The 20,871-nt window shown below is 53.9% G+C and carries 23 protein-coding genes; 11 read left to right on the forward strand and 12 right to left on the reverse strand.

Going from position 1 to position 20,871, the window contains the following annotated elements:
• Nucleotides 1-100: IS3 family transposase (locus RMS03_RS11555; RefSeq protein WP_405023472.1), on the forward strand; the 100-nt coding region annotated here is incomplete at its 5' end.
• A 66-nt stretch (nt 101-166) separates the two neighbouring features.
• Here RMS03_RS11555 and RMS03_RS00085 read toward each other — a convergent pair.
• Nucleotides 167-586, reverse strand: a complete 420-nt coding sequence (locus RMS03_RS00085; RefSeq protein ID WP_310625113.1) for an Lrp/AsnC family transcriptional regulator — start codon at nt 584-586, stop codon at nt 167-169.
• Between the two features lie 133 nt (nt 587-719).
• Here RMS03_RS00085 and rocF point away from each other — a divergent pair, with 133 nt between their 5' ends.
• The 6 genes from rocF (at nt 720) to RMS03_RS00115 (ending at nt 6,600) form a co-directional block, all read left to right on the forward strand.
• Entirely contained in the window at nt 720-1,652 is a 933-nt protein-coding gene (rocF, locus tag RMS03_RS00090; RefSeq protein WP_310625092.1) for an arginase, read from the forward strand.
• 140 nt (nt 1,653-1,792) lie between these two features.
• Nucleotides 1,793-2,563 (forward strand): ABC transporter substrate-binding protein, encoded by a 771-nt coding sequence (locus RMS03_RS00095; protein ID WP_310625093.1) that lies wholly within the window; start codon nt 1,793-1,795, stop codon nt 2,561-2,563.
• 7 nt (nt 2,564-2,570) lie between these two features.
• Complete coding sequence (locus tag RMS03_RS00100) at nt 2,571-3,335, forward strand: amino acid ABC transporter permease (protein WP_310625094.1); 765 nt, start codon at nt 2,571-2,573, stop codon at nt 3,333-3,335.
• Between the two features lie 12 nt (nt 3,336-3,347).
• Nucleotides 3,348-4,103 (forward strand): amino acid ABC transporter ATP-binding protein, encoded by a 756-nt coding sequence (locus RMS03_RS00105; protein ID WP_310625095.1) that lies wholly within the window; start codon nt 3,348-3,350, stop codon nt 4,101-4,103.
• Between the two features lie 46 nt (nt 4,104-4,149).
• On the forward strand, nt 4,150-5,580 hold the full coding sequence (locus tag RMS03_RS00110) for a DcaP family trimeric outer membrane transporter (RefSeq protein WP_310625096.1): 1,431 nt from the start codon (nt 4,150-4,152) through the stop codon (nt 5,578-5,580).
• A 132-nt stretch (nt 5,581-5,712) separates the two neighbouring features.
• Nucleotides 5,713-6,600 carry a DMT family transporter gene (locus tag RMS03_RS00115; protein ID WP_310625097.1) on the forward strand — a complete coding sequence of 296 codons (888 nt, stop codon included), beginning with the start codon at nt 5,713-5,715 and terminating at the stop codon, nt 6,598-6,600.
• A gap of 96 nt (nt 6,601-6,696) precedes the next feature.
• On the opposite strand, the gene RMS03_RS00120 is transcribed toward RMS03_RS00115, so the two are convergent.
• Nucleotides 6,697-7,389 (reverse strand): SDR family NAD(P)-dependent oxidoreductase, encoded by a 693-nt coding sequence (locus RMS03_RS00120; RefSeq protein WP_310625098.1) that lies wholly within the window; start codon nt 7,387-7,389, stop codon nt 6,697-6,699.
• Nucleotides 7,386-8,084, reverse strand: coding sequence for a ribose-5-phosphate isomerase RpiA (gene rpiA / locus RMS03_RS00125; RefSeq protein ID WP_310625099.1), 699 nt, complete (start codon nt 8,082-8,084; stop codon nt 7,386-7,388). The genes RMS03_RS00120 and rpiA overlap by 4 nt, the downstream gene beginning before the upstream one ends.
• 41 nt (nt 8,085-8,125) lie before the next feature.
• Between rpiA and RMS03_RS00130 the strand changes: the two genes are divergently transcribed.
• Nucleotides 8,126-9,217 carry a quinone-dependent dihydroorotate dehydrogenase gene (locus RMS03_RS00130; RefSeq protein ID WP_310625100.1) on the forward strand — a complete coding sequence of 364 codons (1,092 nt, stop codon included), beginning with the start codon at nt 8,126-8,128 and terminating at the stop codon, nt 9,215-9,217.
• An 11-nt stretch (nt 9,218-9,228) separates the two neighbouring features.
• Here RMS03_RS00130 and RMS03_RS00135 read toward each other — a convergent pair whose 3' ends face one another.
• The 3 genes from RMS03_RS00135 to phaP form a co-directional block, all read right to left on the reverse strand.
• The gene (locus RMS03_RS00135) at nt 9,229-9,723 is read right to left on the reverse strand and encodes a C40 family peptidase (protein WP_310625101.1); all 495 of its coding nucleotides are present in this window, start codon (nt 9,721-9,723) and stop codon (nt 9,229-9,231) included.
• Nucleotides 9,716-10,849, reverse strand: a complete 1,134-nt coding sequence (locus RMS03_RS00140; RefSeq protein WP_310625102.1) for an NAD(P)/FAD-dependent oxidoreductase — start codon at nt 10,847-10,849, stop codon at nt 9,716-9,718. The genes RMS03_RS00135 and RMS03_RS00140 overlap by 8 nt, the downstream gene beginning before the upstream one ends.
• A 115-nt stretch (nt 10,850-10,964) precedes the next feature.
• Nucleotides 10,965-11,510 (reverse strand): TIGR01841 family phasin, encoded by a 546-nt coding sequence (phaP, locus tag RMS03_RS00145; RefSeq protein WP_310625103.1) that lies wholly within the window; start codon nt 11,508-11,510, stop codon nt 10,965-10,967.
• A 283-nt stretch (nt 11,511-11,793) separates the two neighbouring features.
• Here phaP and RMS03_RS00150 point away from each other — a divergent pair, with 283 nt between their 5' ends.
• Nucleotides 11,794-12,705 carry a 3'-5' exonuclease gene (locus RMS03_RS00150; RefSeq protein ID WP_310625104.1) on the forward strand — a complete coding sequence of 304 codons (912 nt, stop codon included), beginning with the start codon at nt 11,794-11,796 and terminating at the stop codon, nt 12,703-12,705.
• Nucleotides 12,706-12,750: 45 nt separating this feature from the next.
• Here RMS03_RS00150 and RMS03_RS00155 read toward each other — a convergent pair whose 3' ends face one another.
• A complete protein-coding gene (locus RMS03_RS00155) occupies nt 12,751-13,107 on the reverse strand; it encodes a hypothetical protein (protein ID WP_310625105.1) in 357 nt (118 codons plus the stop codon).
• A 286-nt stretch (nt 13,108-13,393) separates the two neighbouring features.
• Entirely contained in the window at nt 13,394-14,719 is a 1,326-nt protein-coding gene (locus RMS03_RS00160; RefSeq protein WP_310625106.1) for an amidase, read from the reverse strand.
• Between the two features lie 68 nt (nt 14,720-14,787).
• Between RMS03_RS00160 and RMS03_RS00165 the strand changes: the two genes are divergently transcribed.
• Together RMS03_RS00165 and RMS03_RS00170 are read left to right on the forward strand one after the other, a co-directional pair.
• A complete protein-coding gene (locus RMS03_RS00165; RefSeq protein WP_310625107.1) occupies nt 14,788-15,201 on the forward strand; it encodes a DUF393 domain-containing protein in 414 nt (137 codons plus the stop codon).
• Nucleotides 15,202-15,283: 82 nt separating this feature from the next.
• On the forward strand, nt 15,284-15,556 hold the full coding sequence (locus RMS03_RS00170; RefSeq protein WP_310625108.1) for a hypothetical protein: 273 nt from the start codon (nt 15,284-15,286) through the stop codon (nt 15,554-15,556).
• Between the two features lie 58 nt (nt 15,557-15,614).
• On the opposite strand, the gene parC is transcribed toward RMS03_RS00170, so the two are convergent.
• The 4 genes from parC to RMS03_RS00190 form a co-directional block, all read right to left on the reverse strand.
• Nucleotides 15,615-17,969, reverse strand: a complete 2,355-nt coding sequence (gene parC, locus RMS03_RS00175; protein ID WP_310625109.1) for a DNA topoisomerase IV subunit A — start codon at nt 17,967-17,969, stop codon at nt 15,615-15,617.
• A 24-nt stretch (nt 17,970-17,993) separates the two neighbouring features.
• Nucleotides 17,994-18,827, reverse strand: coding sequence for a BRO family protein (locus RMS03_RS00180; RefSeq protein WP_310625110.1), 834 nt, complete (start codon nt 18,825-18,827; stop codon nt 17,994-17,996).
• Between the two features lie 16 nt (nt 18,828-18,843).
• Nucleotides 18,844-19,215: a DUF4143 domain-containing protein gene (locus tag RMS03_RS00185; RefSeq protein ID WP_310625111.1), complete on the reverse strand. Its 372-nt coding sequence runs from the start codon at nt 19,213-19,215 to the stop codon at nt 18,844-18,846.
• Between the two features lie 145 nt (nt 19,216-19,360).
• Complete coding sequence (locus tag RMS03_RS00190; protein WP_310625112.1) at nt 19,361-20,845, reverse strand: restriction endonuclease subunit S; 1,485 nt, start codon at nt 20,843-20,845, stop codon at nt 19,361-19,363.
• Between the last annotated feature and the right edge of the window lie 26 nt (nt 20,846-20,871).

The following is a 20,871-nucleotide window of genomic DNA, read 5'->3' on the forward strand; positions in this document are numbered from 1 at the left end:
GTTCTACAACCACCGCAGAATTCACTCTACATTGGGCTATGTCAGCCCGATGCAGTTTGAGAAAAGCTGGAACGCGGCACAGCTATTGAAGGCCGCATAATTGACCAGCTAAGAGGTACGTCCAACAGGGGCAGGTTCAGCTCATGCTTAGTTGGCCTATTTCATCTTAGCGGTAGGATGCCAAATGGATACTGGTTTCACTGGTCTGTATGCCACGAATAAGACGGATGCGCTCTAAAACATCCGACAATTGAGATAGATTTTCCGCACGCAACTCCGCCAACAAATCCCAGCGTCCGTTGGTGTCATGCAAACAAGCAACACCTGGCTCCCCCAACAAACTGGCGACCACCACCCGCGTCTCATTCCCTGCTACAACGATACTCATCCAAGCGCGGATATTGTTTGGTATAGCGTCTGGGCGAAGCTGGACGGCGTACCCCACGATCACCCCTTGCTTTTCAAGCTTATTAATTCTATTTGTTATTGTTCCGCGTGAAACTGTTAGCTTATGTGCTAAATTTGCCACGCTCATACGCGCATCGCGCCGCAACAAACTGATTAATTGCTGGTCTAGTGCATCCACAAGACTCATAACGTTAACCTTCCCTGACGTTTTGCTCAAAATATTACCGAAATATATCATAAATTGTATTTGTTATGACACGGCCTCTGGTCAAAATTCTGTAATTATTTTTGATACGGAGTAAAGCTTTCATATGAAAAACGTGAGTCTCATCGGTGCTCCTACAGATATTGGCGCAAGTGACATCGGTGCGCGCATGGGGCCCGCAGCCTTGCGAGTCGCGGGCATTGTGCAAGCGATATCACGATACGGCAACTTCGTGCGAGATGAAGGTGATATTTCTGGCCCCATCAATCCGGAGGCTGCACCCGTCAACGGTTACAGGCATCTGGCAGAGGTTATCCACTGGAACCAGAGTTTGCACAACATGGTTTATCGTGAACTGGCGCAGGGGCAATTGCCAATCGTCATGGGTGGAGATCACTGCTTGGCGTTGGGCTCGATCAGTGCCGTGGCTAGATGGTGTCGTGAGCAAAAGAAAACACTGCGTGTGTTGTGGCTAGATGCTCATGCAGATTTCAACATCAGCGTTATTACGCCTAGTGGAAATTTGCATGGCATGCCACTGGCGTGTCTGTGTGGTTTGGGGCCCGATGAGCTGACGGGCCTGTCTGGGCAGAGCCCCGCATTGAAGCCTGCAGATGTTCGCTGGGTCGGCATTCGTAGCGTCGATGCAGGCGAAAGACAGCTCTTACACGATCACAAAGCCCCCGTTTTTGACATGCGCCACATTGACGAAGTGGGTATGAGGCAAACCATTTCTCAAGCACTACAAGGCATTGACTCGAATACGCACTTACATGTCAGCTTGGATGTCGATTTTCTTGACCCAGGTATTGCACCTGGGGTTGGGACAACGGTACAAGGTGGCCCCAACTACCGCGAAGCGCAGTTGTGCATGGAAATGATTGCAGATACCCAATGCTTAGGTTCACTGGACATTGTAGAGCTCAATCCAGCATTGGATCATCAAAACCAAACCGCCCTTCTCGCTGTCGATTTGGTCGAAAGCTTATTTGGCAAAAGCACACTCCTGCGAGCCAACTCTTCACATCTATCCAATTAATTTTCGAAAGGAATCCTCTCAAAAATTTCATCCCATCACTCTCTTGAAACGTACAAATTAGCAAGGCGTTTTACGTCAGAACGCTTGGCTAAAAATCAAAACAAACATTCACTTTCATTTTTAAAAACAGGAGACACTCCATGAAAATTTCACATCAGCTCATCGCTGCCATTTGTAGTTTGGCAGCCTTCTTCCCAACGTGGACACACGCGCGAGACTGGAACACGATTAAAGAATCGGGCACATTGATCGCAGCGACTGAAGGTGCCTTTTTCCCATTCAACTACTTCGAGGGACCTAAATTGACAGGCTTTGAAGTCGAGTTGGCCGAAGCTGTTGCCAAGGAGATGGGGTTAAAAATCGAATGGAAAGCACTCGCCTTTGACGCGCAAGTCGCATCCATCAGACAAGATCGTTTCGACTTTGCCATTGCATCGCATGGTTACACGGAAGATCGCGCCAAAGCAGTTGATTTTGCCAATCCACACTATTGCACGGGAGGTGTCATTGCCGCCCATACAGACGGCCCACTCACGGTCAAGGCGCTACAAGGTAAAACCGTCGGCGTACAAGTCAGCACCAGTTATTTAGACAACGCGAAAAAAATTCCAGGTATCAAAGAACTCAAAACGTACAAGGCAGACCCTGAAGCTTTTTCAGCGCTCAAAGCCCGCAAAACAGATGCTTGGATTTCCGACAAATGGTTAATTAAGTCCACGCTTGAGAAAAATGCTGATGCAGGAATTGTCTCTGGCGAGCAAGTTTTTGTTGAACGCGTTTCAATGATTTTGAATAAAAACAATACCGACCTTAAAGAGCAATGGAACATCGCTTTGGTAAAGGTGATGAGCAGTGGTAACTACCTGAAGATGAGCCAAAAGTACTTCCGTACTGACATCAGCTGCAACTAAGCCGTACATGATGAAGTTTCTTGCTAAACGAAGGCCTATGTGGCAGGCAGCAGTTGCCATGCTTGGGTTGTTAGCGTTCCTCACAACGCTCTCATACTTCTTGTCATGGCTCCCAGCACCGATTGGCCCTGCAGCTGAGCAATTTGCAAACGGGTCTTGGGTGACTGTGCAGCTAACGCTGGTCGCTGGGAGTGCGGGTGTTGTGATTGGTGTTCTTGTCGGAGTTGGAAAGCTCTCGCGAGTAGCACCGATACGTTGGCTCTGTGATGTTTATGTTTGGGTTATCCGAGGTACGCCACTGCTATTGCAAATTCTGTTTGTCTGGTTGGTCGTCCCAGAGGTTTTTCCAGAAAGCTGGCAAATCTCTGACTTTGCAACATCAGTCATCGCACTGGCGTTCAATGTCGGCGCATACAACTCTGAATGTGTACGTGCAGGCATTTTGTCTGTACCACACGGACAAACCGAAGCAGCGCAAGCACTTGGACTAACGTCAATGCAAACGTTCTTCAAAGTCGTACTACCGCAAAGCATGCGAGTTGCATTGCCAGCCTTGGCAAACAACTTGGCCTCTTTAGTCAAAGACTCGTCGCTGGCGTATTCGATCAGCGTGGTGGAGTTAACGATGGTGGGGTATCGCGTCCAAACAGAAAGCTATCAGCCTGTTCCTGTATTTTTGGGCACAGCTTGCATATACCTTGTTTTGACAACAGCCTTTACAACAATGACCAGCGCGCTTGAAAAGCAGTTGGACGTTGGACAAAAGCGCTAGGGAGTGACCCACATGCAACCATCCACTCATACACCTCATGCTTTCATCGAAGTACGTGACTTACAAAAGCGTTTTGGCGAGTTTCATGCACTCAAAGGTGTGAATGCAACTTTTGTCAAAGGGCAAGTCACAGTCATCTTGGGCCCATCAGGCTCAGGAAAGTCTACCTTCTTGCGAACCTTGAACCGATTGGAATCGTTTGACAGCGGTTCCGTCACGATCAATGGTCGCCTTGTGGAAGACTCGCCCGCCAGTTTGGCGGCTATCCGCAGTGAAGTTGGCATGGTGTTTCAAAGCTTTAACTTGTTCTCTCATTTGACAGTTTTGCAAAACATCATGCTCGCCCCTCTGTGCGTACGTCGTCTTGATAAAACCAATGCACGAGCACGTGCCATGAAACTGCTTGATCGAGTAGGTCTGAGCGAACATGCAGACAAGTACCCCATCGCATTGTCTGGGGGCCAACAGCAGCGCGTGGCTATCGCCCGCGCACTTGCCATGGAGCCACAAGTCTTGCTCTTTGACGAGCCCACATCTGCACTCGATCCAGAAATGGTCGGGGAGGTGTTGACTGTCATGCGCGAGCTGGCTGCCTCTGGCATCACGATGTTGGTCGTCACCCACGAGATGGGTTTTGCACGCGAAGTTGCCGATCGCTTAATCTTCTTTGATCAAGGTTGCATCCTTGAAGACACCACGCCACAAGCGTTCTTCACGGCACCCTCCCACCAAAGAGCCAAAGCCTTTTTGTCCCAAGTCAAAAACTAGTTTTGACTTTGTTTCTTCATCCTGTTTTATTTTCAGAAAGATCATCATGAAAAAAAATTCCACACTCTCCCCACTCAGCTTGGCCCTGTTAACCGCAGGCTTTTGGTGCGTAGCAGCACCCGCTATGGCCCAAAGCGATACGGCTGCACGCATTAACAAACTTGAGAGAGAAATTCAAGGCCTCAAAGATCAGCTCTATTCAAGCACCAAAGAAAATGTGGTCGTCGGTGACGCCCCTGGCTCATTGCGCATTCCCAATACCGACTCTTCTTTGCGCGTGTACGGCATTGCAGAGTTGAACATGGTGCGTGAAGCCAAAGGCGATAACAGCGACAACGACTACTCCACTTTTCTACCCTACGCGCCTCTGCGTGGCTCTGCGCAGGCTAACAAAACAGGGCGTACCTTTATGTACGCACGGACATCACGCCTCGGGTTAGAAGCCGCCACACCCAGCCCATATGGGCAAGTGAGCGTCAAAATTGAAGGCGACTTCAACAACGACCCACGCTCAGGAAACTCTGCTGTTTCTGGTGATGGTCAAGCACAAATTTATACACAACAAGTATCCAATAGCTACGGCCTGCGTTTGCGCCAAGCCTACTTCCAAATGGGTGGTTTTTTGGTGGGGCAATCGTGGTCCACTTTTATGGACTTAGACAACACGCCTGAAACGGTGGACTTCAATGGCCCCATTGGAGGAACCTTCCTGCGTCAGCCACAAATTCGTTACACCTACGCCACGCCACAATCGGGTAACTACACCGTCGCACTCGAAAACTCAGTCAGCTATGTACTAGATGCAACAGGAACAGCGATGAGCAGTGGTTTTTCAAAAAAACCTGACTTGATTGTGCGCTGGGATCGCGCCTTTGATTGGGGCGCTTTGAACCTGCGGGCAGTCAGCCACGAAATCCAAGTTAATAATGGCGGCACCCATACAACAAACGATGGCGGAACTGTTGTTCAGGGCATCAACAGCGCCAAACGCGGAACTGGCATGGCTGCTAGCGGTCAGATCAAGACCGTTGGCGAAGACTTCATCAGTTGGATCGTCACGAGCGGTACGGGCATTGGGCGCTACTTCAACTACATCGAAGGTGCTGGTTATAACGCCAACACTGGCGCTATTGAGCTGGAAAAAGCCACTGGTATTGTGCTTGGATATCAAAAGAAATTCAGCGACAGCCTGCGCATGAACCTTGTCTATGGGCAACAAAAACATCATGAAAACGGTTACACCACATGGGCTAAGGCGAATGGTCTTGACGGTGGACTCGATGGTGCGGATGGACTTGACAGTGGTCGCTATGGCGTCAACCGCAAAGTACAACAATTTCACATTGGTGGATTCTGGAACCCCATCAAACCCGTCGAAATTGGCGCCGAGTACATCATCGGAAAGCGCGAAACCCTCGCAGGCCGAATCGGCGACATGTCTCGCGTGAACTTGCTTGCTCGCTACAACATCAATTGATGTGATGGATATCCAGAACGCTTAGCGCGCTCTGCGCGTCTTCTTTCTGGATCTCACGCCAAGCCTACCGAGGCATTGCCTTGGTAGGCTTTTTGTTAATTGCTACAGCATCTTTGCTATTGAAAGACCGCTATGACACATGGACATGCCAACCTTGCATTGCTCCTCGTCGCGCTGATTTGGGGTATCACCTTTGTTCCCCAGCAATTGGGGATGGCGCATGTTGGACCACTGACTTTTACAAGCGCACGCTTTCTGTTAGGCGCATTGTTCGTCTTACCTTGGGCCTGGCATGAGCATGTTCAATTGCAACGATCAGGCATCAAGGTCACCCCACATGATCGACTGTCTTGGATTTCACTCGGAGTGCTGCTGTTTCTTGGGTGTGCTCTTCAACAAATCGGCCTTCTTTACACCACGGTTTCTAATGCGGGTTTTCTCACAGCGCTTTATGTGCCCATGGTTCCACTGCTGTTTTGGTTGCTCGAGCGACGTCAACCGCACCGCAGTATTTGGCCACTGGCGGCCGGTAGCCTCGTCGGTACCGTGCTTCTCACGGATGCGAGCCTAGACGGATGGCGTACAGGCGATCTACTGGTGCTGGCAAGTACGATTTTTTGGGCTTTTCATGTCGTCTTGCTCGGAGCTTTTGTGCAAAGAAAGCCTGCCCCTTTTCAATTGAGTTGCATTCAATTTTTCGCATGCAGTGCGCTAGCAGGGTTGTTGGCATGGATGCTTGAGGCCCCTACCGTCGATGCCCTTCGCAAGGCCTTGCCAACCATTGCTTTCACGGGCGTTCTTTCAGTGGGCATTTCCTTCACGCTTCAAGTGTTTGCCCAGCGGTATGCGCATCCGACACATGCCGCTATTTTGTTGAGCTCGGAAATTTTGTTTGCCACCTTGGCGGCCCAAATCTGGCTGGGAGAGAGACTGTCGCTTCTTCAGTGGGCAGGTGGTTTGCTTATCTTTGTTTGCATTGTTGCAGCGCAGATTATTCCAGTCACAAAAACACAACGTTAAAACACTTGGGTCATGGCCCACAAAGTCAATCTTCTTCTGCCAACCACACAACCCGCTTCGGCGGGTTTTGTTTTAGCTAAATACCACTATGGAGAATTACCAAGCAATCGCTTCGCCTTGGTGATCCACAAAGTGCGCCGCAGCTTGCGCGGGTAACGCATCCAAAGCACCAAGTAGACCTGCCACCGATTGCGCGGGCGTGAGGCAATCTTTCGCAGGCACAAACGGTGCAGACAAGTTGGATGCCACCGTGCCCGGCTGCATCGCAGCGACCACCAGTTGCGGGCGTTTGCGTGAAGCTTCAATCGCGGCAGTTTGCAGCACCATATTCAACGCTGCTTTGGCGGCGCGGTAGCCATGCCAACCCCCTTTGCGGTTATCGCTGATGCTGCCCACACGCGCCGACAGCTTGGCATAGATGCAGCGTTGGTCTGTCGCCAGCAAGGGCACAAAGTGCTTGAGCAACAACGCGGGGCCGATGGTGTTGACTTCAAACGCACGGGCCAATTGCAACGCGTTGAGTGCGCCCATGTGCTTCTCTGGCCCATGCCCGCCAATCGTCAGCGCGCCCGTGGCATCGATGATGAGGTGAAACGGGCCTTGCACAGCCGTGGCTGCCAGCGCCATGCTGGCTTCGTCTTCTAAACGAAACGAGGGTTGCGAGCTGCGCGACAAACCCACCACTTCGGCGCAAGCGTCATCGGCTTGCAAAGCCTCCACAAAAGCCGCCCCAAGCGCACCCGATGCACCCAGCACCAATGCGCGATAGGACGGTACTAGGCTTTTCAAAACTTCAGCGTCTTCACGCCAGTGGAGGTACCCAGCAAACACACCTGTGCTTTTTGATGCGCGAACACCCCCACCGTCACCACGCCCGGCCATTGGCTGACTTCGGTCTCAAACTGCAAGGGGTTGCTGATTTTCAGGCCCGTCACATCCATGATGTGTTGGCCGTTGTCAGTGACCAGCGGTTGGCCGTCTTTCAAGCGCAGCTTGGCGATACCACTCATCGCGGCGAACTGGCGCATCACGCGTGCAGCCGCCATCGGGATGACTTCCACGGGCAACTGAAACGCACCGAGCACATCGACGAGTTTGCTTTCATCGGCAATGCACACAAACATCTTGGATTGCGCAGCCACAATTTTTTCGCGGGTCAAGGCAGCACCACCGCCCTTGACCATGTGGCCTTGGTGGTCGATTTCGTCGGCACCGTCGATGTACACCGACAGGCTTTGCACCTCAGCAGCTTCAAACACGGGGATACCCAAGGCTTGCAAGCGTTCGGTAGAAGCGACCGAGCTAGACACGGCGCCTTTGATTTGGTCTTTGATGGTGGCCAGTGCGTCGATGAACTTGTTCACCGTCGAGCCTGTGCCCACGCCCACCACCTCGCCGGGCACCACGTATTGCAGAGCGGCTTGGCCCACCAAAGTTTTCAATTCATCTTGAGACAAAGGTGCGGTATGGACAGGCGTGTTCATGGGCGAAAATCCGAGGGTTCTATGAAAGCTTGAGATTATCCATGTCATTGTTGCCTTATTCCCTTGCCCGCCCTTTTCTGTTTGCCATGGATGCCGAAACCGCGCATGAGCACACGCTGGCCCTGTTGGCCCGCACACAAAACACGCCGCTGGCTTGGGCCTATTGCCAAGAACGCGTGCAAGACCCCGTGCAACTGGCTGGCTTGACCTTCCCCAACCGCGTGGGCTTGGCGGCAGGTTTGGATAAAAACGCGCACTGCATCGACGGCTTGGCTGCGATGGGTTTTGGCTTTGTCGAAGTCGGCACCGTCACGCCCAAGGGCCAACCCGGCAACCCAAAGCCACGCATGTTTCGCTTGCCCGAAGCCAATGCTTTGATTAACCGCCTTGGCTTTAACAACGACGGCTTAGATGCCTTCTTGTCCAATGTGAAGCTCGCCAAGTTCCGCAGCAATCCAACCAAGCAAGGTGGCGCCCCCATGTTGCTGGGTCTGAACATCGGCAAGAACGCCGCCACGCCCATTGAGAATGCGACCGACGACTACCTGACTTGCCTCGACGGCGTGTACCCCCACGCCGACTACGTGACGGTGAACATCTCGAGCCCCAACACCAAAAACCTGCGCGAACTGCAAAGCGATGCGGCGCTGGATGCACTGATTGGTACGTTGGCCCAACGCCGCGATGAATTGGCCCAACACCACCACAAGCAAGTGCCCGTGTTCATCAAAATTGCGCCCGATTTGGACCGTGATCAAATCGTGGTGATTGCCGCCACCTTGAAGCGCCACTGTGTGCATGAGGGAACGCCAGCATCCGAAAGTCGATGGGGCGTGATCGCCACCAACACCACCATCGCCCGCGATGCCGTGCAAGGCATGGCGCATGCCGAGGAAACAGGCGGACTGTCTGGCGCACCGGTGTTTGAGAAAAGCAATGACGTCATTCGCCAGTTGCGTGCGGCGATGGGACCTGACTTCCCGATCATGGGCGTGGGCGGTATTTTGAGCGGCGCCGATGCGGTGGCCAAAATCAAAGCGGGTGCTGACGTGGTGCAGATTTACACCGGCCTGATTTACAGGGGGCCCGCCCTGGTCAAAGAAGCCGCGCAAGCGATTCGCGCACACGCCTGACACCCAAGCGCTCAGGCAAAAAACGTACGATAGCCTTCGAAACGTTTGGCCCAATAAGTGTTGTTCAAGCGTTCTGTTTTGACACCCGTTCGTTCGTTGGCCGCATGAATGAATTTGCCAGAGCCAATAAAGATGCCCACATGCGAGAACGCGCTGCCCAAGGTGTTGAAAAACACCAAGTCGCCAGGATGGGCCAGCGTGGGGTCAATCGGTTTGGCAAGCTCAGCCATTTGGGCCGCGCTGCCCTGAAGTGCAATGCCTGCGGATTCTTTGTAGACAAAGGACACCAGGCCTGAACAGTCAAAGCCGGTGTGCAACTTCTTTCCGCCATAGGTGTAGCCACGGTCAAGCATGGCCATGGCTTGCATGACGATGTCTTGGCGCTTGGCGGGGTTACTGGGATAGCTCGGCGATGGGGAAGCAGCCGGCGCATAGTGACGCAATGACGTCGAACATGCAAACAAGAACGGCGTCAGGCAAACGCCGAAAAACAAGCGTTTATTCATGTCCACCATGATAACTTTTATACAAAGCATGAACAACGGCCTCACCAATGGCCAGCGCACTGGTCAAGCCCGGCGACTCGATGCCAAACAAATTCACCAAGCCCTTGATCCCATGCACCTCTGGCCCTTGAATGCAAAAGTCAGCTGCCGCCTCATGAGGGCCAGAAATTTTGGGACGAATGCCGGCGTAGCCAGCTTGCAATGCGTCATCACTCAAGCTAGGCCAATATTTGCGAATTTCTTCATAGAAGGCTGGCGCATGTTCGGTGGATACCAGCAAATCATCTGGGCCATCCACCCATTGCACATCGGGGCCGAATTTGGCTTGACCGCCGAGGTCTAAGGTCAAGTGCACGCCGAGGCCAGCGGTTTCGGGCACGGGGTAGATCAACCGTGAAAACGGTGACTTACCCGACAACGTGAAGTAGTTACCCTTGGCAAAGTAAGCCTGTGGCACATGCGATGCAGCCAAGCCGGCAAACTGATGCGCTAACGCAGGTGCGTGCAGACCCGCCGCATTCACCACGGTTTGTGCCAACAATTCCGAGCCATCGGCCATGCGCAGCCAAATGCCTTCATCACTGCACACAGCAGATGCCACGGGCGAGTTCAGCGCCACGATGCCACCGGCATTTTCGAAATCACCTTGCAGACTCAACATCAAACCGTGGCTGTCCACAATCCCTGTGCTGGGCGAATGCAAAGCAGCCACGCATGACAACGCGGGCTCCATGGCTTGCGCTTGAGCGGCGCTAAGTTTGACCACATCGTTCACGCCATTGGCGTGGGCTTTTTGCAAAATTGCATCCAGTACAGGCAGTTGCTCCGCGTGTGTCGCCACGATCAACTTGCCGCAACGTTGATGTGCCACACCACGTTGGGCTGCATAGGCGTAAAGCATGTGGCGACCTTGCACGCACAACTGCGCTTTGCGTGAACCGCATGCGTAATAAATGCCTGCATGAATGACCTCGCTGTTACGCGAACTGGTGCCCGTCCCAATGGCATCTGCGGCTTCTAAGACTAGCCATTCGCGAGCACTGTCGGGTGCGGCCTGAATCAAGGCGCGCGCCACAGCCAAACCCACCACACCCGCACCAATCACAACACCATCGACTTTGTCCACCGCCGCGCTCCTTTGTTTTTTGAAATCCTATTAGAACTTGAATCAAACAGCCGCACGCGCCAAAAAAAACGGCCCCCGAAGGAGCCGCTGAGGAGGTCTTGGAAAACCTTAAAAATTAACGCTTCTTAGCAGCTGACTTTGCTGTTTTCAAAGCTGTTTCTGCGATGTTTTTGTAGTTGGCTTCAGCAACGTCCGTGGCTTGCTTGACCGCTTTTTGCACAGATTCCAGTGCGTTGTTGCCTGCGGACACTGCTGTTTTGAATGCGGCTACAGCAGCTTCAGAACCGGCAGGTGCGTTTTTGGCAGCGTTGTCCACCATGGCGTGGAAAGCTTTTTGAGCTTCAGCCACTTTGGACTCCAAGTGACCTTGGAAGTGTGAACCTGTACCTGTTGCGATTTCAACCAGGTGGCGGTTGTAAGCCACAGCCTTTTCAGCCAAAGGCTGGAACAAGCTAGCTTGCAAAGCCAACAGCTCTTGGGCATCTTTCACGCTCAAAGCAGCGTTGGTTTGTTTTTGTGAGTCAGCCAAGGTGCTCTTGGCAGCGGCCAAGTTCAACTCGATGAGTTGTTCCACACCCGAGAAAGCTTTGTTGGTCAAACCAACCAACGTTTCCAAATTCGCTTTGTTAGCGGCGATCACTTGTTCAGGGGTCAAAGTCATTTCAAATCTCCAAAATTAAAAAGGATGGTCAAACTGCTCTGAACCCAGCCCCTTGGCCAAAGTTATGTTGCAGTGCAGCATAACGGTATTTTAAAGACAAGTTCAGCTTTGACAAGTGTTTTGCGTCGAGATGGTGCAGCTTTAGATCTGACAGACTAAATCTACGTTTCACCCGCCCTTATTCCACGCCGTGCGCCCACTGCTTGTGCCGCAGGGTTTATTTTGTCGCATGCGATTGCCAAGCGCAATGCCACTCAGGCCGAGTACGTTTAACATGAACCCCATGACACAAGACATCGAACAACTTGCCCAACAACTCGAACAACACCCAGATTACCGCGTGCTACGCCGCCTCGTGCCAGGCCGTGTGTTCAACACCCCAGCCCTAGGCCAAAAACTGAGCAGAGGCGTCGTGCTCGACACCGAGACCACCGGCTTTGATGTGGCCACCGACCGAGTGATTGAGCTGGGCATGCTGGCTTTTGAATTCGACCCCATCACAGGCGTGGTCTACCGCGTCAGCGATCTGTTTGACGAGTTGGAAGATCCAGGCTTTGCCATTCCACCTAGCTCTATCACCATCCATCACATCACCGACGAGATGGTTCAGGGCCAGCGTATTGACGATGCACGCGTGGCTGCGTTTTTACACAATGTCGATGTGGTCATTGCCCACAACGCGGCGTTTGACCGTCCATTTGTGGAAGCACGCTGGCCCCTGTTTGAACAACTCAACTGGGCATGCAGCATCAAAGACATTGACTGGCGTGAAGAAGGTTTTGGCTCTGCCAAGCTGGAGTATCTGCTCAGCACACAAGGCTATTTTTATGAAGCCCACCGCGCCGAGGCCGATTGTTGGGCCTTGCTCGAACTGCTGAACCTTGTGCTGCCACAAAGCCAACAAACGGCGCTGCTGGCCGTGCTGCTGACCTTGAACAAACCTCAGCAAAAGGTGTACGCCATCAACTCACCGTTTGAGACCAAAGACAAACTCAAAGCACGCAACTACCGCTGGGCGGCCGAGCTACGCTGCTGGAGTCGCGTAGTGGCAGGCGACGCTGCGATGAAGCAAGAACTGGAATGGCTCAAACACCATGTGTATGGAGGTCGCAGTGCCCGAGTGGAGTTAGAAACCACGGGTGGCAAAGTGCGCTACTCCAACCGCTTAGGTCACAAAGAAGTCATCACGCTTTAAAAATATTGACCCACGAAAAAGCCGGGCTAGCCCGGCTTTTTCTATTTAGTACCCGACAGGCTGCCAAGGGACTTGGCAACTTGCAACATTGGGGTAGTACTGCTGCGCAGTCGGACAGAAATACGCCACGCGGCTAGGAGGTGCGTATTGCTGTTGCACCACCAGCGTTTGCGGCACCGCATAGCTGGGTGTACTGGCAGCGTAAATCACGCTACCGACCAACGCAGCACCGAGCACAGGAGCGCCCCAGTTGTTGCCCCACCCACCGCGGTAACCATAACCATAACCCTCACCACCGTGATGCCCACCAAAACCTCCGCCATGACCGAAGCCATGCGCTTGTGCGGGCACAGCCAACACGGTAGACAGCAAACAAGCCAAAAGGATAGAAATTCGCTTCATGGTGAACTCACTTTGATAAAAAGGTATCACTACAACGCACCGCAGCCATCAACGGATGACAGCTTTACAAACGGTTCACCGCAGCACCACCAACCATGGGCTGGCACAGGTCTGCACCATCGGAAAATACTGACCCGTCTCACGACAGTAGTAAGCCCCGATAGCCGCCATACGGACCGTGCGCCAAAGCTGCGCTAGCACTGGCTCCCAGCAATACACCCAATGCCAGTGCGCCAAACTTAGTATTCATAAGTCGCTCCCTTTCTCTCAACAAAACGATTGTGGTCTAAGCATGTAAGGAATACATGAAATTTTCTAACCCCAAAGCCACCCGTGCCAAGTGCGCGTCTTGTCCAGCGGTGGATGACACCATCAACCCCACGGGCAGCTCGCCTGCTTGGTGGCAAGGCAAACTCCAAGCACATCCATTCATGTAATTGATAGCGGCGGGGTTGCGCAACAGCAAACGGTTCACTTTGAAAAACGCATCATCATCGTCCAGTAATGGTGCGATCAGCGGTGCCACCATCGCAACGGTAGGCGACAGCATGGCGTCAAAACCACACAGCGTTTGTTGCGCCGCTTCAATCCATGCGTTGCGGCGTCTGTGCAGCTCTAAATAGTCTTGTGCGCTGATGCCCTTGCCCAACATCATGCGGGCCACCACGCGCGGGTCGATACGCTCGGCACCGTGCGCTATGCGCGCGTGATGTGCCGCGTAGCCTTCAATGGGCGAGAAACCGCCAGGCATGCTGAGCGCTGCAATGTCACCGAGGGCTTGAAAAGGAATCTCCACCACCTGTGCACCTGCCTCTGCGATGTGCCGCAAAGTTCGCGCAAAAGCTTGGGACACTGTGGCGTCCAAATCGTCCATCATCAAAGTTTGCGGCACAGCAAAACGCAAACCGCGCAAGTTGGCGGCATCCGTGGGCAAAGGCTGCTGCGACATCACCGCATCCACCGCCAGACATGCACGTACAGAGCGGGTGATGCTGCCCACCGTATCCAGCGTACGCGACAACTCCATCACGCCCGTTCGTGGAATGCGCGCTTGCGTACTCTTGTAGCCCACCAAACCACACAACGCCGCAGGGATGCGGATAGAACCGCCCGTGTCTGTGCCAATGCCCACCTCTGCCAGCCCCAACGCCACAGACACTGCCGCACCTGACGACGAGCCACCGGGCACGCGAGCCTGCGTTGTGTCTGCGGGGTTCACGGGTGTGCCTTGGTGGGGGTTGATGCCCACGCCCGAAAACGCGAATTCGCTCATATTTGTTTTGCCCAGCACCACCGCGTCTGCATCGCGCAAGCGTTGCACCACAGGTGCATCCTGTAACGCGGGCGCTTCGCCAGCGCACACCACGCCACCGGCCATGGTGGTTTCGCCCGCCACGTCGATGTTGTCTTTGAGGGTGATGCACACGCCGTGCAACGCACCTAGGCTGCGGCCTGCTTGTGCCTGCGCATCACGTTGCTGCGAAGTGGCACGCGCGGCATCGGCATAGAGCTGCGTGAACACATGTTGCGCGGCTGGGCTGGCAGCGCCTTCTAGCGCGCTGACCACACGTTGTGTGGCGGTGGTGGATGTATCAAAGCAAGCTTGGGTCATGCGATCAATTCTGCCCGATTACCCTTTGGAAAGCCCTGCCCTGTTCAGCCGTGCTAGCCTACGTTCCAATGCAAACCACAACTGCCACCTCCACGCCCGAACTCACGCTGTACTACGACGGCCAGTGCCCGCTGTGCGTGGCTGAGATAGATTTTTTGCAAAGCCGCAATGCGCGGGGCCAGCTGGCCTTTGTGGACGTCACCCAAACTGGCTTTGAGGCTGCGGGCCACAACATCTCGTGCGAAGCCGCCATGGCGCAGATTCATGGCCGCACCGCCGATGGCCAAGTGCTGGTGGGTGTGCCCGTGTTTGCCACTGCCTACCGGCTGACCAAACTGCCTGTTTTGGCTTGGGTTTTGTCGCGTAAGTGGCTCATGCCGGTGCTGCAACCGGCCTACGTGCTGTTTGCCAAACACCGCCAAACCATCTCAAAACGCATTGGGCCCAGCGTTTTGAAGTTTTCAAAGCGCTATTTGCGGTGAATTTTGAGGTTTTTGAGGGCCGCTTGTCAGAACGGTTGATTAATTTGCGAAAATAGCATCTTTGCCTCGAGAACTAAAACGAATGTCACGCCCAGAAAAAACAGAAATCTCCAACGACGGTTTGCGCTACAAGTCGAAAAAAGGCGGTTCACCCTTCGAAGGTCTTGGCCGCACTGGCGACACCATGAGCTGCATCAAGTGTGGCGTTCATAAGCCCCGCAACAATGGTTCATTCAAACGCATCTTGGGTTCATCCATGTTTGTGTGCTTTGACTGCAGCCCTCCTAAGAAAGAGGCAGCACCTGCAGACGGCGCTACACCAGCGGTAGCCACCAAAGAAAAAGCCAAAGCTTAATTCTCGGTACCCCACAAAAAAGCGGCTCGTTGAGCCGCTTTTTTGTTTGTGGATTGACTTACTCCACCCGCACCACCGCATTCGGCTTAAAACCTAAGTCTGCTACTTTGCCCTTTTTAGCGCGTGCCGCTTTGGCATTGTTCAAACTGCGAATTTCCAACGTTTCTTCACGCACTTTACCGCCTCGGCCAATGCCTTCGATGCGCACGCTGCGGGTGTACGCGGCCGCGCCAGCCAAGGTGTCTTTGGCTTCGAGATCAATCAGCATCAAGCCACGACCGCCTTTTTCCATGGACTTGAGTTCAGACAACTCAAAGGTCAAGAAGCGGCCACCAGTCGACGCACAAGCCACATGCGTGGCAGGAGCCAAAAGCTGCGCGCCCGAGCCACCGCTGGCAGGTGACGGACGGCACACGGTTTCGCCCTCACCCACGGTGATGAAGGCTTTACCGCCTTTGTTGCGCGAAATCATGTGCTCAATGTTGGCCATGAAACCATAGCCGCCCGAGCTGCTGAGCAAATAGGTTGCGCCAGCGGGGCCAGCCATGTAGTGCAGCAGTTGGGTGCCTGCTTCGAGGTCGATCAAAGTGGTCACCGGTTGGCCATCGCCACGCGCGCCGGGCAAGGCGGAGACGGGCACCGAATAGATGCGGCCGTTCGAGCCAAACGCGATGAAGGTGTCCACCGTGCGGCACTCAAACGTGCCGTACAAGCCATCGCCAGCCTTGAAGGCAAAGGCGCTGGCTTCGTGGCCGTGACCTGTACGGGCGCGTACCCAACCTTTTTCAGAGACCACCACCGTCACGGGCTCGTCCACCACCTTGACTTCGGCCACGGCTTTTTTCTCTTCTTGAATCAGCGTGCGGCGTGGGTCGGCAAAGGTCTTGGCGTCGGCTTCAATTTCTTTGACCATCAAGCGGCGCAGCGCTGATGGGTTACCCACGATGTCTTCGAGCTTGGCTTGTTCGTCACGCAACTCTTTGAGCTCTTGCTCAATCCGAAAAGCTTCCAAACGCGCCAGCTGACGCAGGCGAATTTCTAAGATGTCTTCGGCTTGTCGCTCGCTGAGTTTGAAGCGCTCCATCAACGCCTGCTTGGGCTCGTCGCTCTGACGGATGATGGCAATCACCTCGTCGATGTTGAGCAACACCAACTGGCGACCTTCCAAGATATGGATGCGGTCCAGCACTTTGTTCAAACGGTGCTGCGACCGTCTTAGAACAGTGGCTGAGCGGAACTCAACCCACTCGGTCAACATCTCGCGCAAGGACTTTGGCACAGGGCGGCCATCAATACCCACCATGGTGAGGTTGATGGACGACGAAGTTTCTAAGCTCGTGTGCGCCAGCAAGGTGGTGATGAGTTCTTGTTGCTCAATCGTGCGGGTCTTGGGTTCGAACACCAAACGCACGGGGGCGTCTTTGCTCGACTCGTCACGCACCACGTCCAACACGGCCAGCACGGTAGCTTTGAGTTGGGTTTGGTCGGCACTCAAGGCCTTTTTGCCGGTCTTGACCTTGGGGTTGGTGAGCTCTTCAATCTCTTCCAACACGCGTTGGCTGCTCACGCCGGGCGGCAGTTCGTTGACCACCAGTTGCCATTGACCACGGGCCAAGTCTTCAATCACCCAACGTGCGCGCACTTTGAGTGAGCCGCGTCCTGTGCGATAGGCATCGGCAATGTCAGCCGTGCTGCTGATGATTTGACCGCCACCGGGGTAATCGGGGCCAGGCAAGATTTGCAGCAACTCGGCGTCGCTGAGTTTGGGCGACTTGATGAGTGCCACGCACGCATCGGCCACTTCGCGCAGGTTGTGGCTGGGGATTTCAGTGGCCATACCCACGGCAATGCCGCTGGCACCGTTGAGCAAGGCAAAGGGCAAACGCGCAGGCAGCTGCTTAGGCTCTTCGGTAGAGCCGTCGTAGTTGGGCTGAAAGTCCACCGTGCCTTCGTCAATCTCGCCCAACAGCAGCGTGGTGATTTTGGCCAAGCGGGCTTCGGTGTATCGCATGGCAGCAGCGCCGTCACCATCGCGTGAGCCAAAGTTGCCTTGACCGTCAATCAATGGGTAGCGTTGCGCAAAGTCTTGCGCCATGCGCACCAACGCTTCATACGCCGCGCTGTCACCATGCGGGTGGTAACGGCCCAGCACATCCCCCACCACGCGGGCGCACTTGACGGGTTTGGCACCCGTGTTGTTGTTGGGGCCGCTAAAGCCCAAGCCCATGCGCGACATCGAATACAAAATGCGGCGCTGCACAGGCTTTTGCCCATCGCACACATCGGGCAAGGCACGGCCTTTGACCACGCTGAGGGCGTACTCAAGGTAGGCGCGTTGGGCGTAGCGGCCCAAGCTTTGGTCATCGTCGGCTTCAGGGATGGAGGTTTCGGGGGTTAACAGATCAATCGTCATAGAACTACTTTGCTTTGAATCAAATTACTTTTTTAATCGTGCGTTGGTCTTGGAAGGAGGCAAAAAATTGCTGCCCGTCACCACCTTCTGGCCTGTCCGTTTTTCCAGATCGTCTTTGGCGCGTTTGGCCACACGCCCACCTTCTTTGCTGACCTTGGCATTTTCTTGCAGGCCTTGCGCCTGCTCGGTTTGGGCAATCTGACGGGTGGAGAGTTCAGCCAGCGCGGTGAAGATGAGTTCGGCCTCGCTCATGGGGTCGCGCAGGTTTTGAGTTTTCAGGGTTTTGAGCGCCTTGTGCTCTTTCACACTCAGACCCGCCCACTCTTGATGAATGATGTTGGTGAGCAGCGCAAATTCGTCGGCCTTTTCCACACCGCTTTCCTTCCAGTAGTCGTTCAACTTGTTGCGGGTTTCTTGCCCCGTCATACGCTGCTGAATCCACTTGGTACTGCGTCCCAGCTTTTGCCAGTTCTCGCGGGCGCGGTCTAAGCTTTGCGCAGGGTCTGCCATTTCTTGCATGCGCTCGTGGCCCACCTTGGCCAGCCAGCGTTTAAACGGCTCGGCCTTGGGTGATGGGATGGACTGGACCAAGCGCAAGAGTGTGGGTATGTCGACGGCCAAGGTTTTGCGCATGACACCAGATTCGCTGGGCATCGCTACCTGGGGACAATTTGTCCCTAGGTAGCTGCCCAACTCGGCATCGCGCTTGCGCAGCTTTTTCAAGTAGTCAGTGGGGTTGCTACTGTCGGTCAACACCTGCACCACATTCACCACCGAGAAATACCATTTTTCCTGTTCGGCACTCCAATGCGAACGCACACGAGTGGATTCAAAAAGTTGAATGTTTTGTGCGGTCATGGGAGGCGCAATTTTGTCAAAGCAAATTCCAAGGCAGCGCCAGCACATCCTCGCTGATCCAGCGGGGTTGTTCGACGGCGCACAGCATCAGTCCGTGGCCGATGCGTTGGTCGGGATGGGCTTTGCGAAAGCCCTGCAAACCCAGCGTTTGTTTGCGCGTGGGTTGGGCGGTGAGTTTGATTTCGATGGGGTGCAGCCAGCCATCGCGCTCGATGATGCAATCCACCTCAGCCCCCGTGCTGGCGCGCCAGTGGTAGAGGTTGGCGCTGCCGCCCAGCGCTTGCGGGCTGCTCATGGCCGCATGGTGGCAGGCCATGCCCGTGTCCACCAGATAACCCTTGGGGCTTTTGCTCAGCCGTTTGATGCGGTTGGCAAAAAACGGCGGCAAACAAGCTTTGCAGATGCTGGGGGGCGTTGCGGGGTAAATTAACCATGAATTTTCTTTTGTCGATGCATCTGCATTTCTCACGTTCACTTCAATGTGGATTGAAGGGCTGAGACGTGGACACCGCTTGGCAGTGGCGTGTGGCTGCTCATAAATACTTCTGCAAAATTGCCTGTTTTTGCGCGGGGGCGGTGGTGATGGTGGCTTGGGCTGCGGTGATGGTTTGGTTGGCCGCGTCAACTTGCCCCAACAATGCGGTTTGTTGCGCGGCTGTAAAAACTGGAACGGGTATTTGTCCCATGGCCGTCCAAGAGGTTCTGGGCAACTGTTGACCGCTGACCGTTTGAAGCACCGCATCGTTAAAAGGCTTGCTGCGCAAATAGTGCACAAAGATGTTTGCCAATGCGGCATTGGCAAAACGCAACACATAAATGTCGGTTGAACAAATGCCGTCCTCAGTGGCGAGATGCACTTTATTCAAGTTGGGGCGCAGCTTGCCGTACAACACATCGCCTGCCTTTAAACTGGTTTTGGTACTTTTAATGGCGCCGTAAGTGCTGGCGGTGTTGCCTATTTTTTTCCCTGTTTGGCTCTCAATGTTTTCTAATCCAAAGTAATTTACAGGCCCAGTGTGTTGCTGCGGATCGATGCTGTCAGATACGCGCTGCGCGATATGAGTCAGCTTGTCGTGCTGGCTTGATTTCGAAGCGTCCTCCAAACTGCGTACGACCGATTGGCGCGCTTGCTCAATGTTTACCTTCGCCACATCGACTGCCTGATCAACTGCCTCGCATTCGGCAACGATTTGTTGTTGGATGTTGAGGGGGGGAAGCGGAATCTTTTGTTTCTTCAAATACTTGAAATGGCGTTCATAGCGATCAGCATTTTCAATTTTTATTGAAGAAGCGAAGTAATAAAAATATTTTTCCCTAATGATTGAACCATCGGTTTTTAAAATTTGCGTTCCATCCGCACCACGGACAAATGGAAAATCCACAAACTTAAAGGCACACGTATGGTCACCGAAAACTACTAAAGGCAAATCAGTAATCGGTTCAACACCGTCAACATAGCCTGTAATGAACTCATTACTGCTTTGCGTAATGACTGGCAGCCTTCCCTGCGCAACAATTTGGGACTCTTCTATTTTTGTTTTTGCACCGTTCACCGGAACAAGCAAGGTTTCGATCTGCTGCATCGGCCACCGACTGCTCAATGCTGACGTTTTCGTTTTCACCGCCAACGACAGAACAGCATCAAACTCCACCCGCCCAAACTCCAACAACTCGGTCAGTGGGGCCTGCGTCACGTAGGCCTGCAATTCACTCGGGATTTGCAGCGCCTCACCCGCAAACGCTTGCCGTATGACGTGGCTGATTTTGCTGGCGTTGCTGCGGTCTTTGGGGTCAAACAAGGGCGTATTGATGTCATGCACCGATTCGCCGCCAATGTAGCGTATGCCCTCGCTGCCTTTGGCCCCGCTCCATTCATAGCCCAAAAACTGCTGTTGCGCTTTGTTGTCGCTGGGGCCTTTAACCAAGAGCACAGGCGTGGGGTTGTGCGCGGCGAGCAGGTAATAGAACAGTTTGGTTTGTTCGCGCTCACGGCAAAACTGGGTGAAGCGCTGAGCCACGTCCAAGGCTTGGTTTTGTGGGCTGA

The organism is Limnohabitans sp., assembly GCF_031538885.1.
In the GTDB taxonomy this organism is placed as follows: Bacteria; Pseudomonadota; Gammaproteobacteria; order Burkholderiales; family Burkholderiaceae_C; genus Limnohabitans.